At 44.1% G+C, this 20,961-nt stretch carries 17 protein-coding genes and 4 pseudogenes; 12 read left to right on the top strand and 9 right to left on the bottom strand.

What is annotated here, in order from left to right:
- Positions 1-20 precede the first annotated feature (20 nt).
- Complete coding sequence (locus tag LRS05_RS13390) at positions 21-1,085, bottom strand: DUF3810 domain-containing protein (RefSeq protein ID WP_308224933.1); 1,065 nt, start codon at positions 1,083-1,085, stop codon at positions 21-23.
- Between the two features lie 87 nt (positions 1,086-1,172).
- Here LRS05_RS13390 and LRS05_RS13385 point away from each other — a divergent pair.
- The 5 genes and pseudogenes from LRS05_RS13385 (at position 1,173) to arsB (ending at position 5,344) form a co-directional block, all read left to right on the top strand.
- Positions 1,173-2,637, top strand: a pseudogene (locus tag LRS05_RS13385) (aminoacyl-histidine dipeptidase).
- A 158-nt stretch (positions 2,638-2,795) separates the two neighbouring features.
- On the top strand, positions 2,796-3,128 hold the full coding sequence (locus tag LRS05_RS13380; protein ID WP_257868780.1) for a helix-turn-helix transcriptional regulator: 333 nt from the start codon (positions 2,796-2,798) through the stop codon (positions 3,126-3,128).
- 15 nt (positions 3,129-3,143) lie between these two features.
- On the top strand, positions 3,144-3,617 hold the full coding sequence (locus tag LRS05_RS13375; RefSeq protein WP_257868779.1) for a DUF6428 family protein: 474 nt from the start codon (positions 3,144-3,146) through the stop codon (positions 3,615-3,617).
- 12 nt (positions 3,618-3,629) lie between these two features.
- The gene (locus LRS05_RS13370; RefSeq protein ID WP_257868778.1) at positions 3,630-4,259 is read left to right on the top strand and encodes a protein-tyrosine-phosphatase; all 630 of its coding nucleotides are present in this window, start codon (positions 3,630-3,632) and stop codon (positions 4,257-4,259) included.
- Positions 4,260-4,261: 2 nt separating this feature from the next.
- A pseudogene (gene arsB, locus LRS05_RS13365) lies at positions 4,262-5,344 on the top strand (ACR3 family arsenite efflux transporter).
- 167 nt (positions 5,345-5,511) lie between these two features.
- On the opposite strand, the gene LRS05_RS13360 reads toward arsB, so the two are convergent.
- From LRS05_RS13360 to LRS05_RS13345, 4 genes are all read right to left on the bottom strand, one after another.
- The gene (locus LRS05_RS13360) at positions 5,512-6,021 is read right to left on the bottom strand and encodes a DUF6265 family protein (RefSeq protein WP_257868777.1); all 510 of its coding nucleotides are present in this window, start codon (positions 6,019-6,021) and stop codon (positions 5,512-5,514) included.
- A 68-nt stretch (positions 6,022-6,089) separates the two neighbouring features.
- Entirely contained in the window at positions 6,090-6,905 is an 816-nt protein-coding gene (locus LRS05_RS13355; RefSeq protein ID WP_257868776.1) for a helix-turn-helix transcriptional regulator, read from the bottom strand.
- A gap of 27 nt (positions 6,906-6,932) precedes the next feature.
- Entirely contained in the window at positions 6,933-7,604 is a 672-nt protein-coding gene (locus LRS05_RS13350; RefSeq protein ID WP_257868775.1) for an NAD(P)/FAD-dependent oxidoreductase, read from the bottom strand.
- Entirely contained in the window at positions 7,573-7,833 is a 261-nt protein-coding gene (locus LRS05_RS13345) for a hypothetical protein (protein ID WP_257868774.1), read from the bottom strand. The genes LRS05_RS13350 and LRS05_RS13345 overlap by 32 nt, the downstream gene beginning before the upstream one ends.
- 181 nt (positions 7,834-8,014) lie before the next feature.
- On the opposite strand from LRS05_RS13345, the gene LRS05_RS13340 reads away from it, so the two are divergent.
- The 4 genes and pseudogenes from LRS05_RS13340 (at position 8,015) to LRS05_RS13325 (ending at position 11,356) form a co-directional block, all read left to right on the top strand.
- The gene (locus tag LRS05_RS13340; RefSeq protein WP_257868773.1) at positions 8,015-8,395 is read left to right on the top strand and encodes a Fur family transcriptional regulator; all 381 of its coding nucleotides are present in this window, start codon (positions 8,015-8,017) and stop codon (positions 8,393-8,395) included.
- A 61-nt stretch (positions 8,396-8,456) separates the two neighbouring features.
- Positions 8,457-9,530, top strand: a complete 1,074-nt coding sequence (prfA, locus tag LRS05_RS13335) for a peptide chain release factor 1 (protein WP_257868772.1) — start codon at positions 8,457-8,459, stop codon at positions 9,528-9,530.
- A 146-nt stretch (positions 9,531-9,676) separates the two neighbouring features.
- Positions 9,677-10,486, top strand: coding sequence for an orotidine-5'-phosphate decarboxylase (gene pyrF / locus LRS05_RS13330; protein ID WP_257868771.1), 810 nt, complete (start codon positions 9,677-9,679; stop codon positions 10,484-10,486).
- A gap of 61 nt (positions 10,487-10,547) precedes the next feature.
- Positions 10,548-11,356, top strand: a pseudogene (locus LRS05_RS13325) (ABC transporter substrate-binding protein).
- Here LRS05_RS13325 and LRS05_RS13320 read toward each other — a convergent pair.
- The 4 genes from LRS05_RS13320 to LRS05_RS13305 form a co-directional block, all read right to left on the bottom strand.
- Positions 11,357-11,776: a thioredoxin family protein gene (locus LRS05_RS13320; protein ID WP_257868770.1), complete on the bottom strand. Its 420-nt coding sequence runs from the start codon at positions 11,774-11,776 to the stop codon at positions 11,357-11,359.
- A gap of 292 nt (positions 11,777-12,068) precedes the next feature.
- Entirely contained in the window at positions 12,069-12,779 is a 711-nt protein-coding gene (locus LRS05_RS13315) for a DUF4197 domain-containing protein (protein ID WP_257868769.1), read from the bottom strand.
- Between the two features lie 17 nt (positions 12,780-12,796).
- The gene (locus LRS05_RS13310) at positions 12,797-13,519 is read right to left on the bottom strand and encodes a DUF4197 domain-containing protein (protein ID WP_257868768.1); all 723 of its coding nucleotides are present in this window, start codon (positions 13,517-13,519) and stop codon (positions 12,797-12,799) included.
- 42 nt (positions 13,520-13,561) lie between these two features.
- On the bottom strand, positions 13,562-14,452 hold the full coding sequence (locus LRS05_RS13305) for an EamA family transporter (RefSeq protein WP_257868767.1): 891 nt from the start codon (positions 14,450-14,452) through the stop codon (positions 13,562-13,564).
- A 138-nt stretch (positions 14,453-14,590) separates the two neighbouring features.
- Between LRS05_RS13305 and LRS05_RS13300 the strand changes: the two are divergent.
- The 3 genes and pseudogenes from LRS05_RS13300 (at position 14,591) to LRS05_RS13290 (ending at position 20,800) form a co-directional block, all read left to right on the top strand.
- Positions 14,591-18,012: pseudogene (locus LRS05_RS13300) on the top strand (methylmalonyl-CoA mutase family protein).
- A gap of 125 nt (positions 18,013-18,137) precedes the next feature.
- A complete protein-coding gene (locus tag LRS05_RS13295; RefSeq protein WP_257868766.1) occupies positions 18,138-18,953 on the top strand; it encodes a hypothetical protein in 816 nt (271 codons plus the stop codon).
- A gap of 257 nt (positions 18,954-19,210) precedes the next feature.
- Positions 19,211-20,800: a T9SS type A sorting domain-containing protein gene (locus tag LRS05_RS13290; RefSeq protein ID WP_257868765.1), complete on the top strand. Its 1,590-nt coding sequence runs from the start codon at positions 19,211-19,213 to the stop codon at positions 20,798-20,800.
- Positions 20,801-20,961 lie beyond the last annotated feature (161 nt).

The raw sequence follows: 20,961 nt of genomic DNA, 5'->3' as shown, positions 1-20,961 counted from the left end.
CCATAAATGTTACAGAGTGGCTATAATTCTTTTTGCTTGTGGTAATTAACCAGCAGCCCAACAAACTTGCTGTAACCCTCAAGCCCGTCTTTCTGCTTGTTGAGCTTAAGGAAGTTATCGTAGAAAAATTCAAACCCGGTTTCTATGAATGACGAATACTTTTCATTAAAGTCTTTACTTTCTTTAAAGTTTTTGCGAACGCCCTTGTTGATGAGTGGCACAAGGCTTTCGGCGGTTTTCTCATCCAATTTTTCAATGCTGCGCATACAATATTTCAAGGCAAAAGAGTAACCCGAATACTGAAAGTAAACATCTTCATTATCAACCGATGCCAGGTAGCCTATGAAGTTGGCCTCGCTTTCGCTGGCATAGCCAATCTGGTGGGCCATTTCGTGGCAGGTAGTTGTAGGGAGGTTATATAGTGGCAGGTTAGCATTTACTTGTGCCTCATTAGTAAACGGGTTAAGGTAGCCGCCAAAGCCCATGTAAGACAGCGGTGTGCTTATCAGTGATGACTTTATGCTTTCTCTTTCATACTTAAAGTACAGGTATTTTGCAGAGACCCTGTTGTATCCGTTCAGTGACATGTCATATATCTGCGCGATAGTGTAGGGATTAACAACCTTAGTAGAATCGTTACCTGTAATCTGCACCTGCATGGCGTTGGTCTTCGCGATGAGTTTTTTGGTAAACGGTATAAGCTCTGCCAGTTCATATTTCTTTTCCATTCCCATTTTTTCATGAAGCGGGACGCGGTGGTAGTTCATTGCCCAAAGAAGGTGGAACAGGAAGTAAAAAACCGACATGAACGACAGCAGCCCCAGCACATTACCCCAAAGCGCCCTGCCCCATGTTTTACGCTTTAGCCAAAGCCATCTAAAAGCAAATACCAGCACAATGCCGTAAATAATGTCGCCCACCGAAAACGGCACCAGTCCGAATATACTCCTGGAACCCGCCGCGATAAAAGGGTAGAGACCGTTACTGTAATACTTCTCTACAAACTCTGGAAAGGCCGCCAATATGTTGACGATGATGATTTGCAGGAGGAGTAAAAGCGGCAGTACGTGTTTTTTCTTTATCATGTGCAATTGTGCAAAGGTTTGTAAATATAAGTAGTATTTTTGTTTTGCTGAATTAAGCTACAATATCAAAAAACACAAACAAATACAATGAGCCAGGAAATAAGGAACCTTGAGCCGAAAGCGCTCTGGAATAAATTTGCCGACCTAAATGCCGTGCCGCGCCCATCTAAAAAAGAGGAGCGTGTTATCGCCTTTATGAAAGACTTCGGGAAGTCGCTCGGACTCGAAACGATGGAAGATGAGGTAGGCAATGTTATCATTAAAAAAGCCCGCCACGGCGGGGATGGAGAACCGCAAGACGATTGTGATGCAGAGCCACCTCGATATGGTGCACCAAAAAAACAACGGTACCGATTTTGACTTCGACACACAGGGAATCGAGATGTATGTAGATGGCGACTGGGTGCGTGCAAAAGGCACAACGCTGGGCGCTGATAATGGCCTTGGTGTGGCTACCATCATGGCGATACTGGAGAGCAAAGATATACCGCACCCGGCAATTGAGGCGCTTTTTACCATTGACGAAGAAACCGGTATGACCGGCGCAATGGGGCTTAAAGGCGGACTTCTTCAGGGTGAAATTCTCCTTAACCTCGATACCGAGGAAGATGACGAGATTGACATAGGCTGCGCCGGTGGGGTAGATGTTACGGCCATACGCAGCTATAATGAAGAGGATACGCCTGAAAATTCTGTGGGCTACACCATTACCGTGAACGGACTGAACGGCGGGCACAGCGGTATGGATATTGACAAAGGCCTGGGAAATGCCAACAAAATAATGAACCGCCTGCTGTTTGACAGCTTTGAAAATTTCGGGCTTCAGATAAGCGAAATCAATGGCGGCAGCTTGCGCAATGCCATCCCGCGTGAGAGCGTGGCGAAAGTTATCATCTCCGAAATTTTTGATGAGGCGTTTGTGTTTGATATGCAGGAAGTAATCAATGATATTAAAGCCGAGTATAAGACAACTGAACCTAACCTTAAGATTACTATTGAAAAAGGCGAGTTGCCGGCTAAGGTTATGGATCTCGGCGTGCAGGAAGGGCTTATTCGTGCGCTATACACTGCCCATAACGGCGTTTACCGTATGAGCGCTGATATGGAAAACTTGGTCGAAACATCAAACAATATTGCACGTGTGATCGTTAAAGACGGTCAGCTGCATATAGGCTGTTTAACGCGCTCATCTGTTGAGAGCAGCAAGTTTGATCTTGCCAATGCATTGCGTTCGGCATTTGAGCTTATAGGCTGCGAGGTGACGTTTTCGGGCTCATACCCGGGGTGGACACCGAATGTGGAGTCAGAAATTCTTGAAGTGCTGAAAAGCATCTACGAAAAGCAGAATGGCACTCAGCCAAACGTTGTGGCCTGCCATGCCGGTTTGGAGTGCGGCATCCTGGGTACGAATTATCCTGACATGGATATGATTTCTTTCGGGCCAACCATTAAGGGCGCACACAGCCCCGATGAGCGTGCCAGCATATCTTCAGCCCAAAAATACTGGAAGTTTGTGCTGGAGATATTAGAGAATATACCGGTGAAGAAGTAGTTATCAGTCGCAGTCACAGTTTTCCAGTCAGTAGGCAGTGAGCTTCACTCAAAATAACATCCCGAAGTATTTGCTTCGGGATTTTTATTTAAAAAAACATCATCTGCTGATATTTGTATTCATATTTATCGTAATATTGCGATATAATAATGAAGTTTATGGGAGTATCGAAATCAGGGTTGTTCACAGAAAGCCATAATAAGATAGCCGACATGGCAAAAGCGCTGGCCCACCCGGCAAGGATAGCGATTATAGAATACCTGCTAAAAGCAAAATCATGTATTTGCGGTGATATCGTAAATGAGCTTCCGCTGGCACAGCCTACGGTTTCGCAACACCTGAAGGAGCTTAAGAATGCAGGATTTATAAAAGGTACTGTTGAAGGTACCGCTATATGCTATTGCCTTGATAAAGATGCTGTTGTAATGCTTAGGGATTATTTCGATGCAATTTCAAGCCAGTTAAATTCAGATTCAGAAGATTGCTGTTAACTAAAAATATCTATTATGAAACTATCAGAAATTAAAGAGATCCTGCCGGGCCTTACCAATGTGGCTTTCCAATTGGAAGATGGCAGCTTTGTGCCTGAACATTTCCATGTAACCGAGGTTGGTTTAATCACGAGAGATTTTATTGACTGCGGAGGTACCATCAGAAATGAAAAAGTTGTGAATTTCCAGCTTTGGGATGCTGATGATTACGAGCACAGGCTAAAGCCGCGAAAACTCCTGAATATCATAAACCTTAGTGAGAGGAAACTGAATATAGGCGATTACCATGTTGAGGTTGAATACCAGTCTGCCACAATTGGTAAGTATGACCTTGATTTTAATGGTCAGCATTTTATACTAAAAAATAAAATGACGGCCTGCCTCGCGCAGGAAAGTTGTGGTGTGCCTGAAACAAACGAAAGAGTTTCCTCATCGGAAATTTTATCAAATACGGCTAACAGCTGTGCTCCTGGCGGAGGATGCTGCTAAATATCTACAACTATGTCAAATAAAGTTACACTTTATCCGGAAATTGAAGCTGTTGTTAATGGTTTTGAATTTGAAAACCTATTAGAAGAGCGCAAAGAAGTTCTTCAGCCATTAATCAACTTTATTCAAGCAAAAAGCTCGCAACAGGAAGAGATACGGTTGAATCTGATTTGCACGCATAATTCCCGCAGGAGCCACTTGGCACAAATCTGGGCGCAGGCGGCGGCAGCCTATTACCAAATTCCTCAGGTGTATTGTTACTCGGGCGGAACGGAATCAACTGCAATGTTCCCGGCAGTTGTGCAAACACTGAAACAAACCGGTTTTAAAATACAAGCCCTTTCCACAGGCAATAATCCTGTCTACGCTGTGAAGTATGCTGAGAACGAGCATCCTGTAGTTGCGTTTTCAAAAACATATTACAATGACTTCAATCCCAAAGAAGGCTTCGCAGCAATAATGACCTGCTCTCAAGCTGATGGAGGGTGCCCCTTCATTGCCGGTGCAGAAAAAAGGATAGCTATTACTTATGAAGATCCCAAGGAATTTGACAAATCAGAACAGCAGGCTGAAAAGTATAAAGAGCGTAGCCTTCAAATAGGTCTTGAAATGTTTTATGTATTCTCGCAAATCAGGAAATAAATATGTCTATAAATAATTGTACTCCTGTAGTTAAAAAAAGAATCTTGGATTTTTAGATCGCTATTTAACTCTTTGGATTTTCCTTGCAATGGCAATCGGTGTTGCCATCGGTTATCTATTGCCCGGAAGTAGCACGGTCATTAATTCTTTCTCGAAGGGGACAACCAATATTCCGTTGGCTATCGGACTCATTCTGATGATGTACCCTCCATTGGCTAAAGTAAATTACAGCAAGATGGGTGAAGTGTTCACTAACACCAAAGTTCTGTTTGCCTCACTGCTTTTGAATTGGGTTATCGGGTCCTGTCCTGATGTTTGCATTGGCGTTATTATTCCTCAATGGATATCCTGAATATATGATAGGAGTTATCCTAATTGGTCTGGCGCGGTGTATTGCAATGGTAGTTGTATGGAACGACCTTGCAGACGGCAGTAGGGAGTATGCCGCGGGCCTGATAGCACTCAACAGCATTTTTCAGGTGCTGCTTTACAGCGTTTATGCTTATATATTTGTTACCATACTTCCGCCCTATTTTGGCTATGACGGATTCGTTGTAGATATAAGCATTGAACAGCTTGCAGAAAGCGTAGGGATTTATCTGGGCGTACCCTTTGCTCTCGGCTTTATAAGCAGGTATGTCCTTATTAAACTGAAAGGAGTAGACTGGTTTGATAAAAAATATGTTCCATTCATATCACCGATAACTTTAATAGCATTGTTATTTACTATAATATTGATGTTCAGCCTTAAGGGTGAACTGATTGTTGAGATACCAATGGATGTAGTAAGGATTGCAATTCCGCTGGTAATATATTTTACGATCATGTTCATTATAAGCTTTTTCACAGGTAAATTCTTTGGTGCTGATTATTCTAAAAGTACTTCAATTGCCTTCACAGCAACAGGTAATAACTTTGAATTAGCTATAGCGGTGGCCATAGGCGTGTTTGGCATTAACAGCGGTCAGGCATTTGCAGGTGTAATAGGGCCATTAGTAGAAGTGCCTGCCCTTATTGCATTAGTTAATCTCGCATTTTGGTTCAGAAAAAAATACTTTCATAATCAAGTATACAGGCATATTTAAGTCCCAACTGGCTGCGGATAGTTTGCGATAGTGTATCTGGAAAGTATGGGCTGGGTCGTGTATGAAGTACATAAATTACCGTTGTCAGTTACCAACATATTTGCGCGAGGGCAATGAAGAGGCCCTCGCTGCTGACAGTCCGGCGTAACTTCGCCGATGATGAATTGCTACTGCCTCTTCATTGCAAATTGCTCACGGGCAGGTTTGCCTTTCTGCATACCTGAAATTTCTGCAACAAGCGAGTCGTTTGTTATTTTGTTATACACAATTTTATTCGGGTAGTCATGCTGCGGGTTTTCAAACACCAATTGGCTTTCGGAAGATGAGGTCAGGTCGAAGCGCACCGGTTTTTCATCGTTTTGTCCGGGTACCGTTACCGTATAGGCTAGTTTCCCTTTTTCAGAAGTAAGTGCAACGGTCTCGGCAAATACGGTGTCTTTCCCGCCGACAACAAAATAACTCTCGCCGTGCATAACGCTGTCATTTACTTTTTCCCATTTTTCACTTAGGTCTCCTTCGGGTGTGGTATGTCCCCACGAGCCAGCAAGCCATTCGGTTGCAGCCAATTTATTTGGTGTTTCCGCAACGGGAGCAGTAGTGGTTTTTTCTGTGTTCTCCTTTTTTCCGCATGATGCCATTAGGGACAAAACTGCGGTAAGCAATGTAATTTTCTTCATGATGTTTATTGAGTTAACTCCGGCAAAGATGGGGTTGTGCCTTATCAAAAAATTGTAAAAAAGCGACATCACACATCAAAAGTGAAATGCTTTACCATTTCGAGGTTTTCGGCGAAATATTGTTTGGGATTGAGCCCCGTGAAGTCTTTAAAGTCTTTTATGAAGTGCGCCTGGTCATAAAACCCGCCGTCATAGGCCGTGGCTGTAAAGCTTTTAAATTCCTTATTTTCAATAAGCTGCAGCACATTCTGGAAACGGGTTATGCGTGCAAAAATTTTTGGCGAAATGCCAACAGCCGCAGTAAACCTGCGTTCGAGCTGGCGTTTGCTGATGCGGAGCTTTTGTGCAACAGCTTCCATGGAAATTGATCCGATGCTTTCAATTATTGAATCAACGCATGCCTCGACAGGTGTATTGTCAACTCTTAATTTGTCACGTTTCTCAAGCAGGAATTTTTCAAGCAGGGAAATTCGTGCAGGGTTATCGGTGCAGCCTTGTATATCCTTTTCCAGTTGCACGCCGTCATCACCCCACACATCGCTTATCGTTAGGGTACTTCCCGTAAAAGTATCAACGTCAAAATCTACAAATGGGCGCAATCCTGCAGGGTGAAGCCGTGCGCTGAAAATGCCTACGCTCCCTGTTGGCTCCAGTTCAAAATAGGTTTTCAATTGCCCGTGGATGAAGGCGGGAGGCTGAATGTGGAAATCGGTCTCATTGTCAAATTTCCTGAACCTGTCACCGTGATTGAAGATGATCTCAATACACCCGTCCGGGAAAATGCGCTCGCGCCCGTTGGTTTCATCAGCTGCGCACTCCAGGCTCCAGTAGGTCTTTATTTGTTTTGAAAGTTCTTCACAAGGTTTATATACATTGTAATCCATTCAACAATGATAGTGATTTTCGGCGGATTAAAAACTCTCCATTGAAAGATCACGGTTAATTATAGCCCCGGCTTTGTTGCCCGTTGCAACAGCATTGGCTACGGCGCGCATCATGCTCATGCAGTCGCCCGACGCATATATCCCCTTTGCAGATGTCTGCATCATATCATCTGTTTTGATAAAGCCAAAATCATCTTTGCTGAGGTTGAGCTTTTGCACAAATTCTGGCAATTCAAAATCTGCCCTGTAATACATCACCGGGAAATTGTGGTTTATGCCATCTGCCGTAATTATGCCCTCAAGATTGCCGCCGGTTTGCACAAGCCTTTCAACCCTGGTTTCGATGGTCTTTATGTTGTGCTGTTCCAGTTTCGCTTTTTGTTCACTGGTAAATGTAGCAGGCCCATCAGTAAAAAACGTCAGGTCGTTTGTCCATTGCCGAAGCAACTGCGCATAATGTATAGCCACATCGCCATTTGCCAGCACAGCCGTTTTCAGGCCTTTCACTTCATAACCGTGGCAGTACGGGCAATGGATTACAGTCTTACCCCAGCATTCGGCAAGTCCTGGTATTTCCGGCATTATATCTTTGATTCCTGTAGCAAGCAAGATTTTCTTCGCGAAAAAACTCTTGCCCTCAGCTGTCTCAACCGAAAATCCATTGTCACTATTGTTTACAGCCGTGACCGTCCCATCCAAAAAATTTACAGGGGGGATATTTGAGCACTTCTTCTTTCGCAATTGCCGAAATAGCCGCAGGGGTTTCGCCATCGCGCGTCAGGAAGTTGTGGGAGTGGGGTGTAGGCGCGTTGCAGGGTTGGCCGCTGTCTATGATGAGTACATTTCTCGATGCCCTGCCAAGTGCCATTGCTGCCGACAGCCCGGCGTAGCTGCCGCCGATTATAATTGCCTCAAATTGATTTTTCATTTTTGATTGGATTAAGGAACGCGGATGACACGGATTGCACGGATTTTCGCTGATTTTTTTAAAGAATAGGGAATATAATCAGTTAAATCGGCGATTGCGAAGCATCCGCGTCATCCGCGTTCATTAAATATTTGCCAAAGATAAATATTTTTCGTACTATTGCAACATAATTGCATTAAAGATGAACAGAAGGAGTACACCATCAAAAAAAGCGGTATTGGACGCATTGTTATCAGCCGGTTCGGCGCTGAGCCAGGACAGGATAGAGGCCGTTGTGAAAGGCGAGATGGACCGCGTGACGATTTACCGCGTGCTGAACCGTTTTTGCGAAGACGGCGTGGTTCATAAGATTTTGGCCGATGATGGTAAGTTTTACTATGCGCTTTGCCACAGCTGCGGGGAGGAAAAGCATGAGCACAACCATAACCATTTTCATTTCCGCTGTACCGATTGCGAGAAAATCGAATGCCTGCCGGGTGAAATAAGCGTGAAGCTGCCTGAAGGTTACAGCTCACAGTCAACCGCAGGATGGGTTACCGGGCGCTGCGCGATGTGTGCGTAAGTAGTGAACAATCAAAAATATTGCGTACTTTTGCACCGCTAAAATAAAGGAGCACTGAAAGATGTTAGACAGGTTACAGATTATAAAGCAAAAATTTGATGAGGTTTCAGACCTTATCATCCAGCCGGATGTGATTGCCGACCAGAAGCGCTATGTCGCTCTGAATAAAGAATATAAAGACCTTAAAGCGCTTGTAGAGAAGCGTGAGGAGTACCTGAATGTTTCAGGAAACCTTACTGAGGCACAGGAAATCATTGCCGATGGCAGCGACCCTGAAATGGTTGAAATGGCCAAAATGCAGCTTGACGAAGCTAAGGAAAGGCTTCCTCAGCTTGAGGAAGAGATCAAGTTCATGCTGATACCGAAAGACCCGGAAGATGCAAAGAACGTGATGGTTGAGGTACGTGCCGGTACGGGTGGTGACGAGGCCAGTATCTTTGCAGGCGACCTTTTCAGGATGTATACTAAATACTGTGAAAGCAAGGGCTGGAGAACAAGCGTAGTTGATATTAGCGAAGGTACATCGGGTGGTTTTAAAGAAGTTATCTTTGAGGTTACGGGTGAAGATGTTTACGGAACCCTTAAGTTTGAAGCCGGCGTACACCGTGTACAGCGCGTTCCGCAGACCGAAACACAAGGGCGTATCCACACCTCGGCTGCAACCGTAATGGTACTGCCTGAAGCTGAAGAATTTGATGTGCAAATTGATATGAACGATGTGCGTATTGACCTGTTCTGTTCATCAGGGCCGGGCGGGCAGTCAGTTAACACGACTAAGTCGGCCGTTCGTATGACGCACATACCTACAGGATTGGTAGCACAGTGCCAGGACGAAAAATCACAGCATAAGAATAAAGACAAAGCCTTACAGGTATTGCGTTCGCGCCTTTATGAAATGGAGCTTGCCAAGAAACAGGAAGAAGATGCCGCCAAGCGTAACAGCCAGGTATCATCAGGCGACCGTTCGGCTAAGATACGTACATACAACTACCCTCAGGGCCGCGTTACCGACCACAGGATAGGACTTACGCTGTATGACCTTGACGGTGTTATGAACGGAAACATTCAAAAATTGATCGATGAGCTTCAATTAGTAAATAATACCGAGAAGTTGAAAGAGACAGAAATATATTAATACTTATCCCGCTTCGGCGGGATTTTTTATTCCTGCAAGGTTTAATAACCTTGTAGGTTTAAAGCATACCTACTAGGCCGGAAGACCTTGCAGGATTTCCACAAGTTCCATAAAAAAGCTTTATTTTTGCACAACAACACAACACAATGACTACCGAACAACTTCACCAAAACATTCTTCAAAAAAGATCCTTCCTCTGCATCGGGCTTGATGTCGATTTAGATAAAATTCCGCAACATCTGTTCGCAACAGAAGATCCTATCTTTGAATTTAACAAAGCCATTATTGACGCCACGCATGACCTGGCTGTGGCCTACAAACCCAACACGGCTTTTTACGAAGCATACGGGCTGAAAGGCTGGATTTCGCTGGAGAAAACCATAAATTTTCTCAACAATAAACATCCTGAAATCTTCACGATTGCCGATGCGAAAAGGGGCGATATAGGCAACACCTCGGCCATGTATGCGAAGGCGTTTTTGCAAGACATGAACTTTGATTCGGTTACCGTAGCGCCATATATGGGGAAAGACAGTGTGGAGCCATTTTTGGCAGTTAAAAACAAGTTTACGATACTGCTGGCACTTACATCAAATGAAGGTGCGTTCGACTTCCAGACGAAAGATTCTGATGGCGAAGAACTTTACAAATCTGTACTTAAAACTTCAAAAACCTGGAAAAACAGCGAAAACCTGATGTATGTTGTTGGAGCTACCAAAGCCGAGTATTTTAAAGAAATACGCCGGATTATACCCGACAGTTTTTTGCTTGTACCGGGCGTGGGCGCACAGGGCGGAAGCCTGTCTGAAGTTTGCAAATACGGTATGAATGATAAAGTTGGGCTGCTGGTAAATTCATCCCGTGGTATCATTTATGCATCATCCGGAGAAGATTTTGCAGAGAAGGCCAGGGAAGAGGCGTTGAAGATACAACAGGAAATGGCAAGGCTGATATAAAGTTTCGAGTTGCGGGTTTCGGGTTGCCCGTAACGCGTAACACGCAACCCGCAACAATCAAATGAAAAACTTCACTGACCAAACCCGTTACACTATAACCCTTCACGCAACACCAAAGCGGATAGTCTCACTTGTGCCATCGCAAACAGAATTATTGTTTGACCTCGGCCTTGAGGAAAGCCTTGTGGGTATTACGAAGTTTTGTGTACACCCGTATCATCTCAAATCGACCAAAACTGTCGTGGGCGGCACAAAGCAGGTGAAGTATGATAAGATCAGGGAGCTTCAGCCGGACATCATCATTTGCAACAAAGAAGAAAATACTGAAGATATCGTAAACACCTTACGTGAAATAGCACCGGTATGGACAAGCGATATTATTACTATTGAAGACAGTATCAATATGATTGCGGAGTTTGGGCAAATTTTTTCAGTGCGTACCAAAGCACAGCAATGGATTGACAGGATAAACCATGAATTGAACGATTTCAAACAATTTATGCAGGGCAGGGAACAGCAGAAAGCCGCTTACCTTATCTGGAAAAATCCTTACATGGCTGCGGGAGGCGACACTTTCATCAATGAAATGCTGAAGCTGAATAATTTTACCAACATCTACGAAAGCCGCGGGCGCTACCCGGAAATCATTATACAAAAATGCGTATACAGGGTGACCCTGATGTGGTTTTCCTTTCAAGCGAACCCTATCCGTTCAAAGAAGAAGATGCCTTTGAGGTGGGCCGTTTTACGCACCATGCCAAAACCGTATTTGTTGACGGCGAGATGTTCTCGTGGTATGGCAGCCGTATGGTAAAGGCTTTTGCCTACTTTAAGCAGCTGCAGTTGAGGCTGGAAGAGCCGAAGGAATAATTACTTCCCTGTCATTCCTTTAAAGAAATCAATATACTCGGTAGCAGTTTCGAAATTCTGCGGGCCTGATTTTGCCAGTACACGGCCGTTTTTGTCAAGAAAAACTATCAGCGGGAAAAAGCCGTCACGGTTGTATTTTTCTGCCAGGATGATCTTCATGTCGTTTACGTCAACGGGGTCAGGAATGCCCTTTTTCTGGAGGAAGTCGGCGCGCAGCAGTACCCAGCTTTTTTTGCTTTCAGCTTTAAATTCTTCGGTCTGCCACACATTGCGTTCCAGTTCTATACAACGGGCACACCAGTCTGACCCGGAAAACACCAGCAGGATATTCTTGTTTTCGGAAGCGGCTTTTTTCTTCGCCACATCAAAATCGTAGTTCCAGTCCTGCGCAAAGCCTGCAAGGTGAAACAGTAAGGCCATAGCAAACACAAACTTTTTCAACGTAGTCTATTTTTGCGCAAAAGTAGCAAAGTAAACGTACCAAAAATGAAGATTGTGATAAATTTTAGAGCCCTGATTTGAGACAAATAAAAATGCCGGTATGTGATGTACCGGCATTTCTTTCTAACTAACCCTAACCAAATGTGAGAAAACCATTTATGGAGTGCAAATTACACAAAAAAATATATTTGCAATGTTAAGGCAATGTTATTTATCGTTCTGATACTAAATATTTTAGAGGCATGCATAGCTTCCTGATGAAGGTGGAAAATTATTTGCTGTCCTGTAGCGCAAAAACCCTTTGCAGCAATGGTGTTGTACGTGCCGAGATGTTATCACGGATGTTTTTTTCTTCCACGGCAATCATTTTGTACACGCCTTCCAAAGCTTTATCAGTAACATAATCTGTGAGGTCGGGGTTTACTTTTTTTACCAACGGAATCTGGTTGTAACGGGTGATAATGTTATTCCAGACCTTATCGGCACCTACTTTATTAAAAGATGATTTAATCACAGGGTTAAACTTTGAATACAGCGGTGTTGAGGTAGTGCGCTCGAGGTAGCTTGTAGCCGCCTGGTCGTTGCCTAAAAGAATATTTCTTGCGTCGGTAAATGTTATCTGCTTAACAGCCGAAACGAAAATGGGAGTAGCTTCTTTTACGGCATCTTCCGCGGCGCGGTTCATCATTTTGATGCCTTCGTCAGCAAGATTGCCAAGGCCTATTGCACGAAGCCCGCTGTCAACCTTCTGTAATTCTTCAGGCAGTAAAATCTTTACTAATTGGTTTTTATAAAAGCCGTCTGTCTGCGTAAGTTTTGAAACCTGTGTGTCAATACCCTTGTCAAGCGCGGCACGAAGCCCTGAAGCGATATCCGCGTTAGATAGTACACCGCCCTGAGGCAATTGGCCTGCAACCTGCTGCAATTCGGCACAGCCTGAAAAAGTGAAGCAGGCTATAAGTAAAATGGCAAGCTTTTTCATAGTAAATGCTTTACAAATTAGTCTTGTAAAGCAAATACTTTTTTAAGCAAATCGGAAGTGCGCGATGCTAAATTATTCCTAATATTTTTCTCCTCTACGGCAATCATTTTAAACACGCCGTCCATTGTCTTTTTGGTAACGTAATCGTTGAGGTCAGGGTTCACTTTAGTAACCAATGGCATGCTGTTATATTTTTTGATGATGCCTGCCCATACTTTATCAGCACCCACTTTACTCAGCGACGACTGTACAACAGGGTTGAATTTAGCGTAAAGCGGAGCAGACGTAGCGCCTTCAAGATAAGTGGTAGCTGAATTGTCAGCGCCCATGAGAATCTTCTTCGCATCAGTCAGCGTCATTGAAGTGATGGCATTTACAAATATAGGTGTACCCTCTTTCACGGCTTCTTCGGCGGCACGGTTCAGCACTTTAATTCCTTCATCGGCAAGGTTAGCCATACCCATCTGGCGCAGTTTTGTGTCAACTTTTTGCAATTCAGCGGGAAGCAGGATCTTTACAGCTTCATTCTTGTAAAAACCGTCAACGGCGGTAAGCTTGGTAACCTGTTCGCTCACACCCTTTTTCAGGGCTTCTTTAAGGCCGTTGCTGATGTCGGCATTGCTTAGCGATGTTGTACCGGTTTTAGACTGTACGGTTGATTTTGCTTTGTCTATGAGGCCTTTCAGTTGGGCGTTCCCGATAAAAGGGACTATCAGCAGCAGCAGGATGTATTTTTTCATAAGAATAGTTTTGCAGGTGAAAAACAAAAACCGTTCCAGTACTTATGCCTTCACTTTTTTGGTGAACAGCGCCGAATTGAAAATGATGATAGATATGATTATCAGCGAATACGAGATAATCTGCAATGCCGTAACTTCCTCGCCGTAATATAGCGCCGCGAGTGCGAAGCCTATGATAGGGTTGATGTAAATAAGAATACCAACTGTTGACGATTTGATTTTCTTTAGCGCGTAAAGATTCAGGAACAGCGGGATAATCGTAAATACAACCGCAATTATCAGGATATAGATATAGAACGTTGGCGATTGCGGCACGGGCCCGGCCAGCACAGGGTAAAACGGGAGCATCACCACAGCGGTGATTAGCATCTGAACCGTAAGCACCAGGAATTTATCTATAGAAGTGATCTTCTTCTGAATGATGAGGTACAGGGCATAGGTTGACGCAACGACAAGGCTGTAAAACAGGTCCATGTAATGGCCTATTGACAGCAAGGCACACCCGGCAACACTTATGAGCACAGCAAACCACTGCCTGTTTGTAAGCTTTTCACTCAGCAATATAAAAGCAAAAATAGTAGTGATTATAGGGCAGACTAAGTAAGCGAATGACGCCGTTTTTACGCTTACATGGTTCATCACGTAGATGAATAAGTACCAGTTGGCTGTCAGTAATAACCCTGAAATAATCATTGCAGCCAGCAGTTTGCGTTTTTGCTGTTTCGGCATTTGTTTTACCGCGGCAACAGATTCTTTGATGACAGCACGCCTGAATCCGAGGTTGATGATGAGTATCAAAACCACGCAAAGGAAAATCCTGTACAGCAGTATGTCTATTGACGCGTAGGCCTGCAGCGGCTTCAGCCCCAAACTCATAAATCCCCAAATGGTAAATGCGGAAATTGCAGCAAGGTAATGTTTGGGGTTTTTCATACAGCGAAATTTTTTGCAAAAGTAGCTAATATGCCTGCCAACTTTTATTATGTTTCTATTAAAAATTTAAGGGTGCAGTAATTAAGAATTTTTTAGGATTTGCGTATCTTTCGCCCTTAAAATTGAATATAATTAATTATGGAACAAGTACAGCCATATATTCCTAATAATAAAGTAAGGATTGTAACCGCAGCATCGCTTTTTGACGGGCATGATGCGGCCATCAATATCATGCGCCGCATCATACAGGCAACGGGTGTAGAGGTGATTCACCTTGGGCATGACCGCAGCGTTGAAGAAGTGGTGAATACCGCCATACAGGAAGATGCCAATGCCATTGCGCTTACATCTTACCAGGGCGGGCACAATGAGTACTTTAAATACATGCACGACCTTTTAAAGAAAAAGGCGCAGGCCACATAAAAATCTTCGGCGGCGGCGGCGGTGTTATCCTTCCGGATGAGATAAAAGAGCTTCATGACTACGGTATTACACGTATTTATTCGCCGGATGATGGCCGGGAGCTTGGGCTTCAGGGTATGATAAACGATTTGGTTCAGCGCTCGGACTTCCCTGTGGGTGACAGTCTTAATGGAGAAGTGAAGCATCTGGCAGATAAAAACCCGACAGCCATTGCGAGGGTTATCTCTTCAGCGGAAAATTTCCCCGAAGTGGCAAAGCCTGCGCTTGAAACCATCCAGAAAGAAAATGAAAACGCAACGATACCTGTACTCGGTATTACAGGTACGGGCGGTGCAGGTAAATCATCTCTGGTAGATGAGCTGGTGCGCCGTTTCCTAATTGATTTTCCGGAAAAAACAATCGGGCTTATTTCAGTTGACCCGTCTAAACGTAAAACGGGCGGTGCCTTGCTGGGCGACCGTATCCGCATGAATGCCATAAATAACCCGAGGGTATATATGCGTTCGCTCGCTACGCGCCAAAGTAACCTTGCGCTTTCAAAATATGTGGCTGATGCTATTCAGGTATTGAAAGCTGCTAAATATGATATCATCATCCTTGAAACTTCAGGCATCGGGCAGAGCGATACAGAAATTCTTGAGCACAGTGATGTTTCATTGTACGTGATGACTCCGGAATTTGGCGCTGCAACACAGTTGGAGAAGATTGACATGCTTGATTTTGCCGACCTTGTGGCTATCAATAAATTCGACAAGCGTGGGGCATTGGATGCCATTCGTGATGTGAAGAAGCAATACCAGCGCAACCACAACCTGTGGGACGCCAACCCTGACGATATGCCGGTTATCGGTACTATCGCCTCGCAGTTTAACGACCCCGGCATGAATACGCTGTACAAAAAGATAATGGATAAGGTGGTGGAGAAAACAGGCGCCGACCTGAATTCTACCTTCGAGATCACACGCGAAATGAGCGAGAAGATCTTCGTAATACCACCGCACCGCACACGTTACCTTAGCGAAATTGCCGAGAATAACCGCAAGTATGATGAAACCGCTTCTGCACAACAGGAAGTGGCGCAGAAACTGTACGGCATTTACAAAACCATTGAAACTGTTGGTGGCGTAACGCCTGAACTGGCGAAATTCGGGATTGAACCGGTAAACCCCAAGGCGGATGCGAATGCTGATTTAGTGAAATTGCTTATTGCAGAGTTTGACCGTGTGAAAATGGATCTTGACCCGTACAACTGGGAGATAATATTGACGTGGAATGACAAGGTAAATAAATACAAAAATCCGGTTTACTCATTTAAGGTGAGAGACAAGGAAATAAAAATACAAACGCATACTGAATCACTTTCGCACTCGCAGATACCTAAGGTTGCCTTGCCGAAGTACCAGGCGTGGGGCGACATCCTTCGCTGGTGTTTGCAGGAGAATGTACCGGGTGAATTCCCGTTCACTTCAGGGCTTTATCCGTTCAAGCGTGAGGGAGAAGACCCTTCGCGTATGTTTGCCGGTGAGGGCGGGCCTGAGCGTACCAACAAGCGTTTTCATTACGTGAGCGCCGGTATGCCTGCAAAGCGTTTGTCAACAGCGTTTGACTCAGTTACACTATACGGCAACGACCCACATTTACGTCCGGATATTTACGGAAAGATTGGTAACGCAGGTGTTTCTATCTGCTGCCTTGACGATGCCAAGAAACTGTATTCAGGCTTTAACCTGTCGCACCCGCTTACGTCTGTAAGTATGACGATTAACGGGCCTGCGCCTATGCTGTTAGGCTTCTTTATGAACGCCGCGATAGACCAGCAATGCGAAATCTACATCAAGGAAAACGGTCTTGAAAAAGAAGTTGACGATAAGATAAATGCCATCTACAAAGAGAAGGGACTTGAGCGTCCGCGCTACAACGGACAGCTGCCTGCAGGCAATGACGGCCTTGGGCTGATGCTGCTTGGCGTAACAGGCGACCAGGTGCTGCCTGCTGATGTTTATAATGAGATAAAAGTCCGCACGCTATCACAAGTGCGTGGTACGGTTCAGGCCGACATTCTAAAAGAGGACCAGGCGCAGAACACCTGCATTTTCTCTACCGAATTTGCGCTGAGGCTGATGGGTGACGTGCAGGAGTACTTCATCAACAATAATGTGAGGAATTTCTACTCGGTTTCTATTTCAGGTTACCACATTGCCGAGGCGGGCGCCAACCCGATAACGCAGCTTGCATTTACGCTGGCCAACGGTTTCACATATGTGGAATACTACCTGAGCCGTGGCATGAACATTAATGATTTCGGGCCGAACCTGTCGTTCTTCTTCAGTAACGGTATTGACCCTGAGTATGCGGTGATTGGCCGTGTGGCTCGTAAGATATGGGCTAAGGCATTGAAGAATAAATACGGAGCCAACGAGCGTGCACAGATGCTGAAGTACCACATACAAACATCAGGCCGCTCGCTGCACGCGCAGGAAATCGACTTTAACGATATCCGTACCACGCTGCAGGCGCTGTACGCAATATATGACAACTGTAACTCGCTGCACACCAACGCTTATGACGAGGCTATCACCACACCAACAGAAGAAAGCGTACGCCGAGCCATGGCTATACAGCTTATCATCAATAAAGAGCTTGGCCTTGCGAAGAACGAAAACCCAATACAAGGTTCATTTATTATCGAAGAGCTGACCGACCTGGTTGAAGAAGCTGTACTTGCAGAATTTGACCGCATTACAGAACGTGGTGGTGTGCTTGGTGCAATGGAGACCATGTACCAACGTAGTAAAATTCAGGAAGAAAGCCTTTACTATGAGACATTGAAGCATACAGGCGAATTCCCGATCATTGGGGTGAACACGTTTCTGAGTTCAAAAGGATCGCCGACGGTTATACCTGCTGAGGTTATCCGCGCCACCGAAGAGGAGAAGCAGTTCCAGATTAAGACGCTGGAAACGCTGCACGCTGCCAATGCTGAGAAAGTTAGCCAACAGCTTGCCGTAACCCAGGAAGCCGCCATACAAAACAAGAACATCTTTGAACAGCTTATGGAAGCTACAAAAGTATGTTCACTGGGTCAGCTTACTTCAGCTTTATTTGAAGTAGGAGGGCAGTATAGGAGAAATATGTAATTGGTGGTAATTTGGTTATTCGTTAATTCTTTGATTTGATATAAAAAGCCTCTCAGTTGAGAGGCTTTTTATATTTTATAAATACCTGTAAGAAAAATATATATCTTAGCTGAAATTACATAGTTATGAAAAAACTTTTCTTTTTTATAATGCTGCTGTCGTGTGCGGTGTATAGCCAGTGCCCACCAACCACCGTAACATTAGCAACGCAGGCACAAATTGACAATTTCATAATCCAGTATCCTAACTGTACACACGTTAATAATCTTCAGGTTGTCTCTCCTTTGGGCAATTCTGATATTACCAACCTCAATGGGTTACAAAATATTACCAGCGTAGGCACATTGCGTGTTTCAGGTTGGCCGATAATGAGTTTGGCGGGATTAAATTCTCTTACCCATGTGGAAAACGATCTTTTAATAGTTGGTACCCGGGTGACAAGCCTTGCACCACTAACTAATCTCACCTATGTTGGTAGGGAATTAAGGATTGACGGAAATAAAGTAAGCAGCCTCGCACCATTGAACAACGTCACACATTTTCAAGATTTATTTATACAGGATGCACATTTTGTGAATAATGTATATACAAGTTATTTACCAACATTTGACTTAGTCCTAAATGTTACAACAGCCAGAATTATAGAAATTACAACAACGCACGCAACCCATTATAACGGGCTTAGCAGTCTTACATCGATAACGGGTTATATGGCGATTTCAGGACCAACTGTTACAAATCTGTCAGGTTTACATAATTTGCAAAGTGTAGCGGGGCGATTAAGTATAGATGTAAGCCCAGCAATCACAAGTTATTCGTTATCTAGTTTACAGCATGTAGGAGGAAACTTCGGTGTTGGAATCGCTGGTACTAATCTCTCATTTCTTAGCTCGCTACAATCAGTTGGGGGGTGGTTTCTCTATAGGCGGTCCCTAATTTAACAAGCCTGAACGGATTGCAAAATCTTACTTCGGTAGGAAGATTGTATGTAAAAGGTAACAGTTTAACAGATATTTCTGCATTAAGCAATCTTACAGCGATAAGCGGCGTAATAGAACAGAATGGTCATTACCCCAATTATGATACGCTTTTAATGGGAGGTATACAAATATCTGATACTAACTTGCAAACGCTTAATGGTCTGCAAAATATCACTAATCTTACAAATGGTTTCTTAGTTATAAAAAATTGCCAAAATTTGTCTGATATTTCTGCGATAAGCAACATAAATCCTTCGACTATCAACAGGCTTCTCATTAGAAATTCGCCTAATCTGGCTATTTGTTCATTACCAAATTTATGTAGTTTTTTGGCCGGTGCATCATACGGGGGAGGGGCACAAGAAGTCTGGAATGAATTGTTGACCAGTCCGCTTAGTCAGGATAAATATTTCATTGGCGGCAATGCTCCCGGCTGCAACACCTACCCTGAAATTATGTTTAATTGCGGCACTGTAAATAACAAAATATCGGGTACGGTTAAATTTCACCAGCAGGCAGGCTGCCAGGATTCAGGTACTCCGGCTGAGGGTATAGAGATAATAAGTACAGATGCTACCGGAATGCAAAACATCACCTTCACAAAACCTGATGGAACTTACGAACTTTATGTACCCCCGGGAAGTTATACTACCAAAGCGATTGTACAGTCACCGTTTACAGCAACCGCACCGCTTACAAATACATTCACAGGTACGGGAGCGGCATTCGTTGCGCCTTTCTGCATATCTTCCAGCCAAACTATACAAGATGTAAATGTGGCTATATATCCTGTACAGCCTGCCAGGCCGGGGTTTGATGCAACGTATAAAATCAGGATAGAAAATACGGGTACGGTAGCTAAATCCGGTACAGTATCTTTCCAGTTTGACACGGCAAAGCAGGAGCTTGTTTCTTTCTCAACACAACCTGCCAATTACACAGACGGCAACGCAACATGGAACTTTCAGCTGAACCCTCTTAGCACGCGAACTATTACAGCCATACTTAAAGTAAAAGCCCCGCCAATTAATAATAATGGTGACACAATGACTTTGACAAGCGCGCTGCTTCCTGTTGGTGTTGATGCCACTCCCGCCAACAATACATATACCTTAAGCCAGGTGCTTGTAGGCTCGTATGACCCTAATGATAAAGCTGTGCTGCAAGGCAGCCAGGTTCTTATTGGTGATGCCGATGAATATCTGACATATAAAATACGCTTCCAGAATACAGGAACGGCTTCGGCAATATTTGTAAAGCTTCAGGATCAGCTTGATGATAAGCTGGACTGGAGTACATTCAGGCCTGTATCAGCCAGCCATGAAAATTACCGGCTTAAAATAGCTGATGGGTTGCTTACAGTAGAGTTTAATAACATCAACCTTCCTCCAAAATCGGTAGACGATGCCGGCAGCAACGGATTTTTCATGTATAAGATAAAGCCCAAAAATAATGTGTTGCTTAATGACACTATTGAAAATACAGCATCAATTTATTTCGACTACAATGCACCAATTATCACTAATACCGTAACGACAAAGTATGTAGAAGCGCTTTCGGTTGCCCGGAATGAATTAGATGATTTGGCTGTATATCCTAACCCTGCTAACTCTAAGCTCAATTTCATGTCAGCGGTCACTATATCATCAGTAGAAATTTATAACAACCTCGGGCAGAAGGTCCATAGTAACAAAGGCGATAATATTATTGATGCTGATGTTTCTACGCTTGCAGAAGGGATTTACATTTGCCATATAAAGACTGGTGATGGCAAATCGGCCAAAAGAAAAATTATTATAAGCAAATAAATAGAAGCCTCTCAGTTGAGAGGCTTTTTGTTTTATAAAATATCCTACAAATACCCCAGCAGCCAGTATATCACAAAAAAGGCAACGATGGTACCAAAGCACCCGAAGCCCAGTTTCTTTGCGCCCCAGCCGGCAAGCAGTGTTTTAAATAATCCGTTCAT

The sequence above is a fragment of the Flavobacterium sp. J372 genome (assembly GCF_024699965.1).
GTDB lineage: Bacteria > Bacteroidota > Bacteroidia > Flavobacteriales > Flavobacteriaceae > Flavobacterium.
Note: the sequence above shows the minus strand (reverse complement) of the source record. Positions and strands in the feature narration are given on the sequence as shown.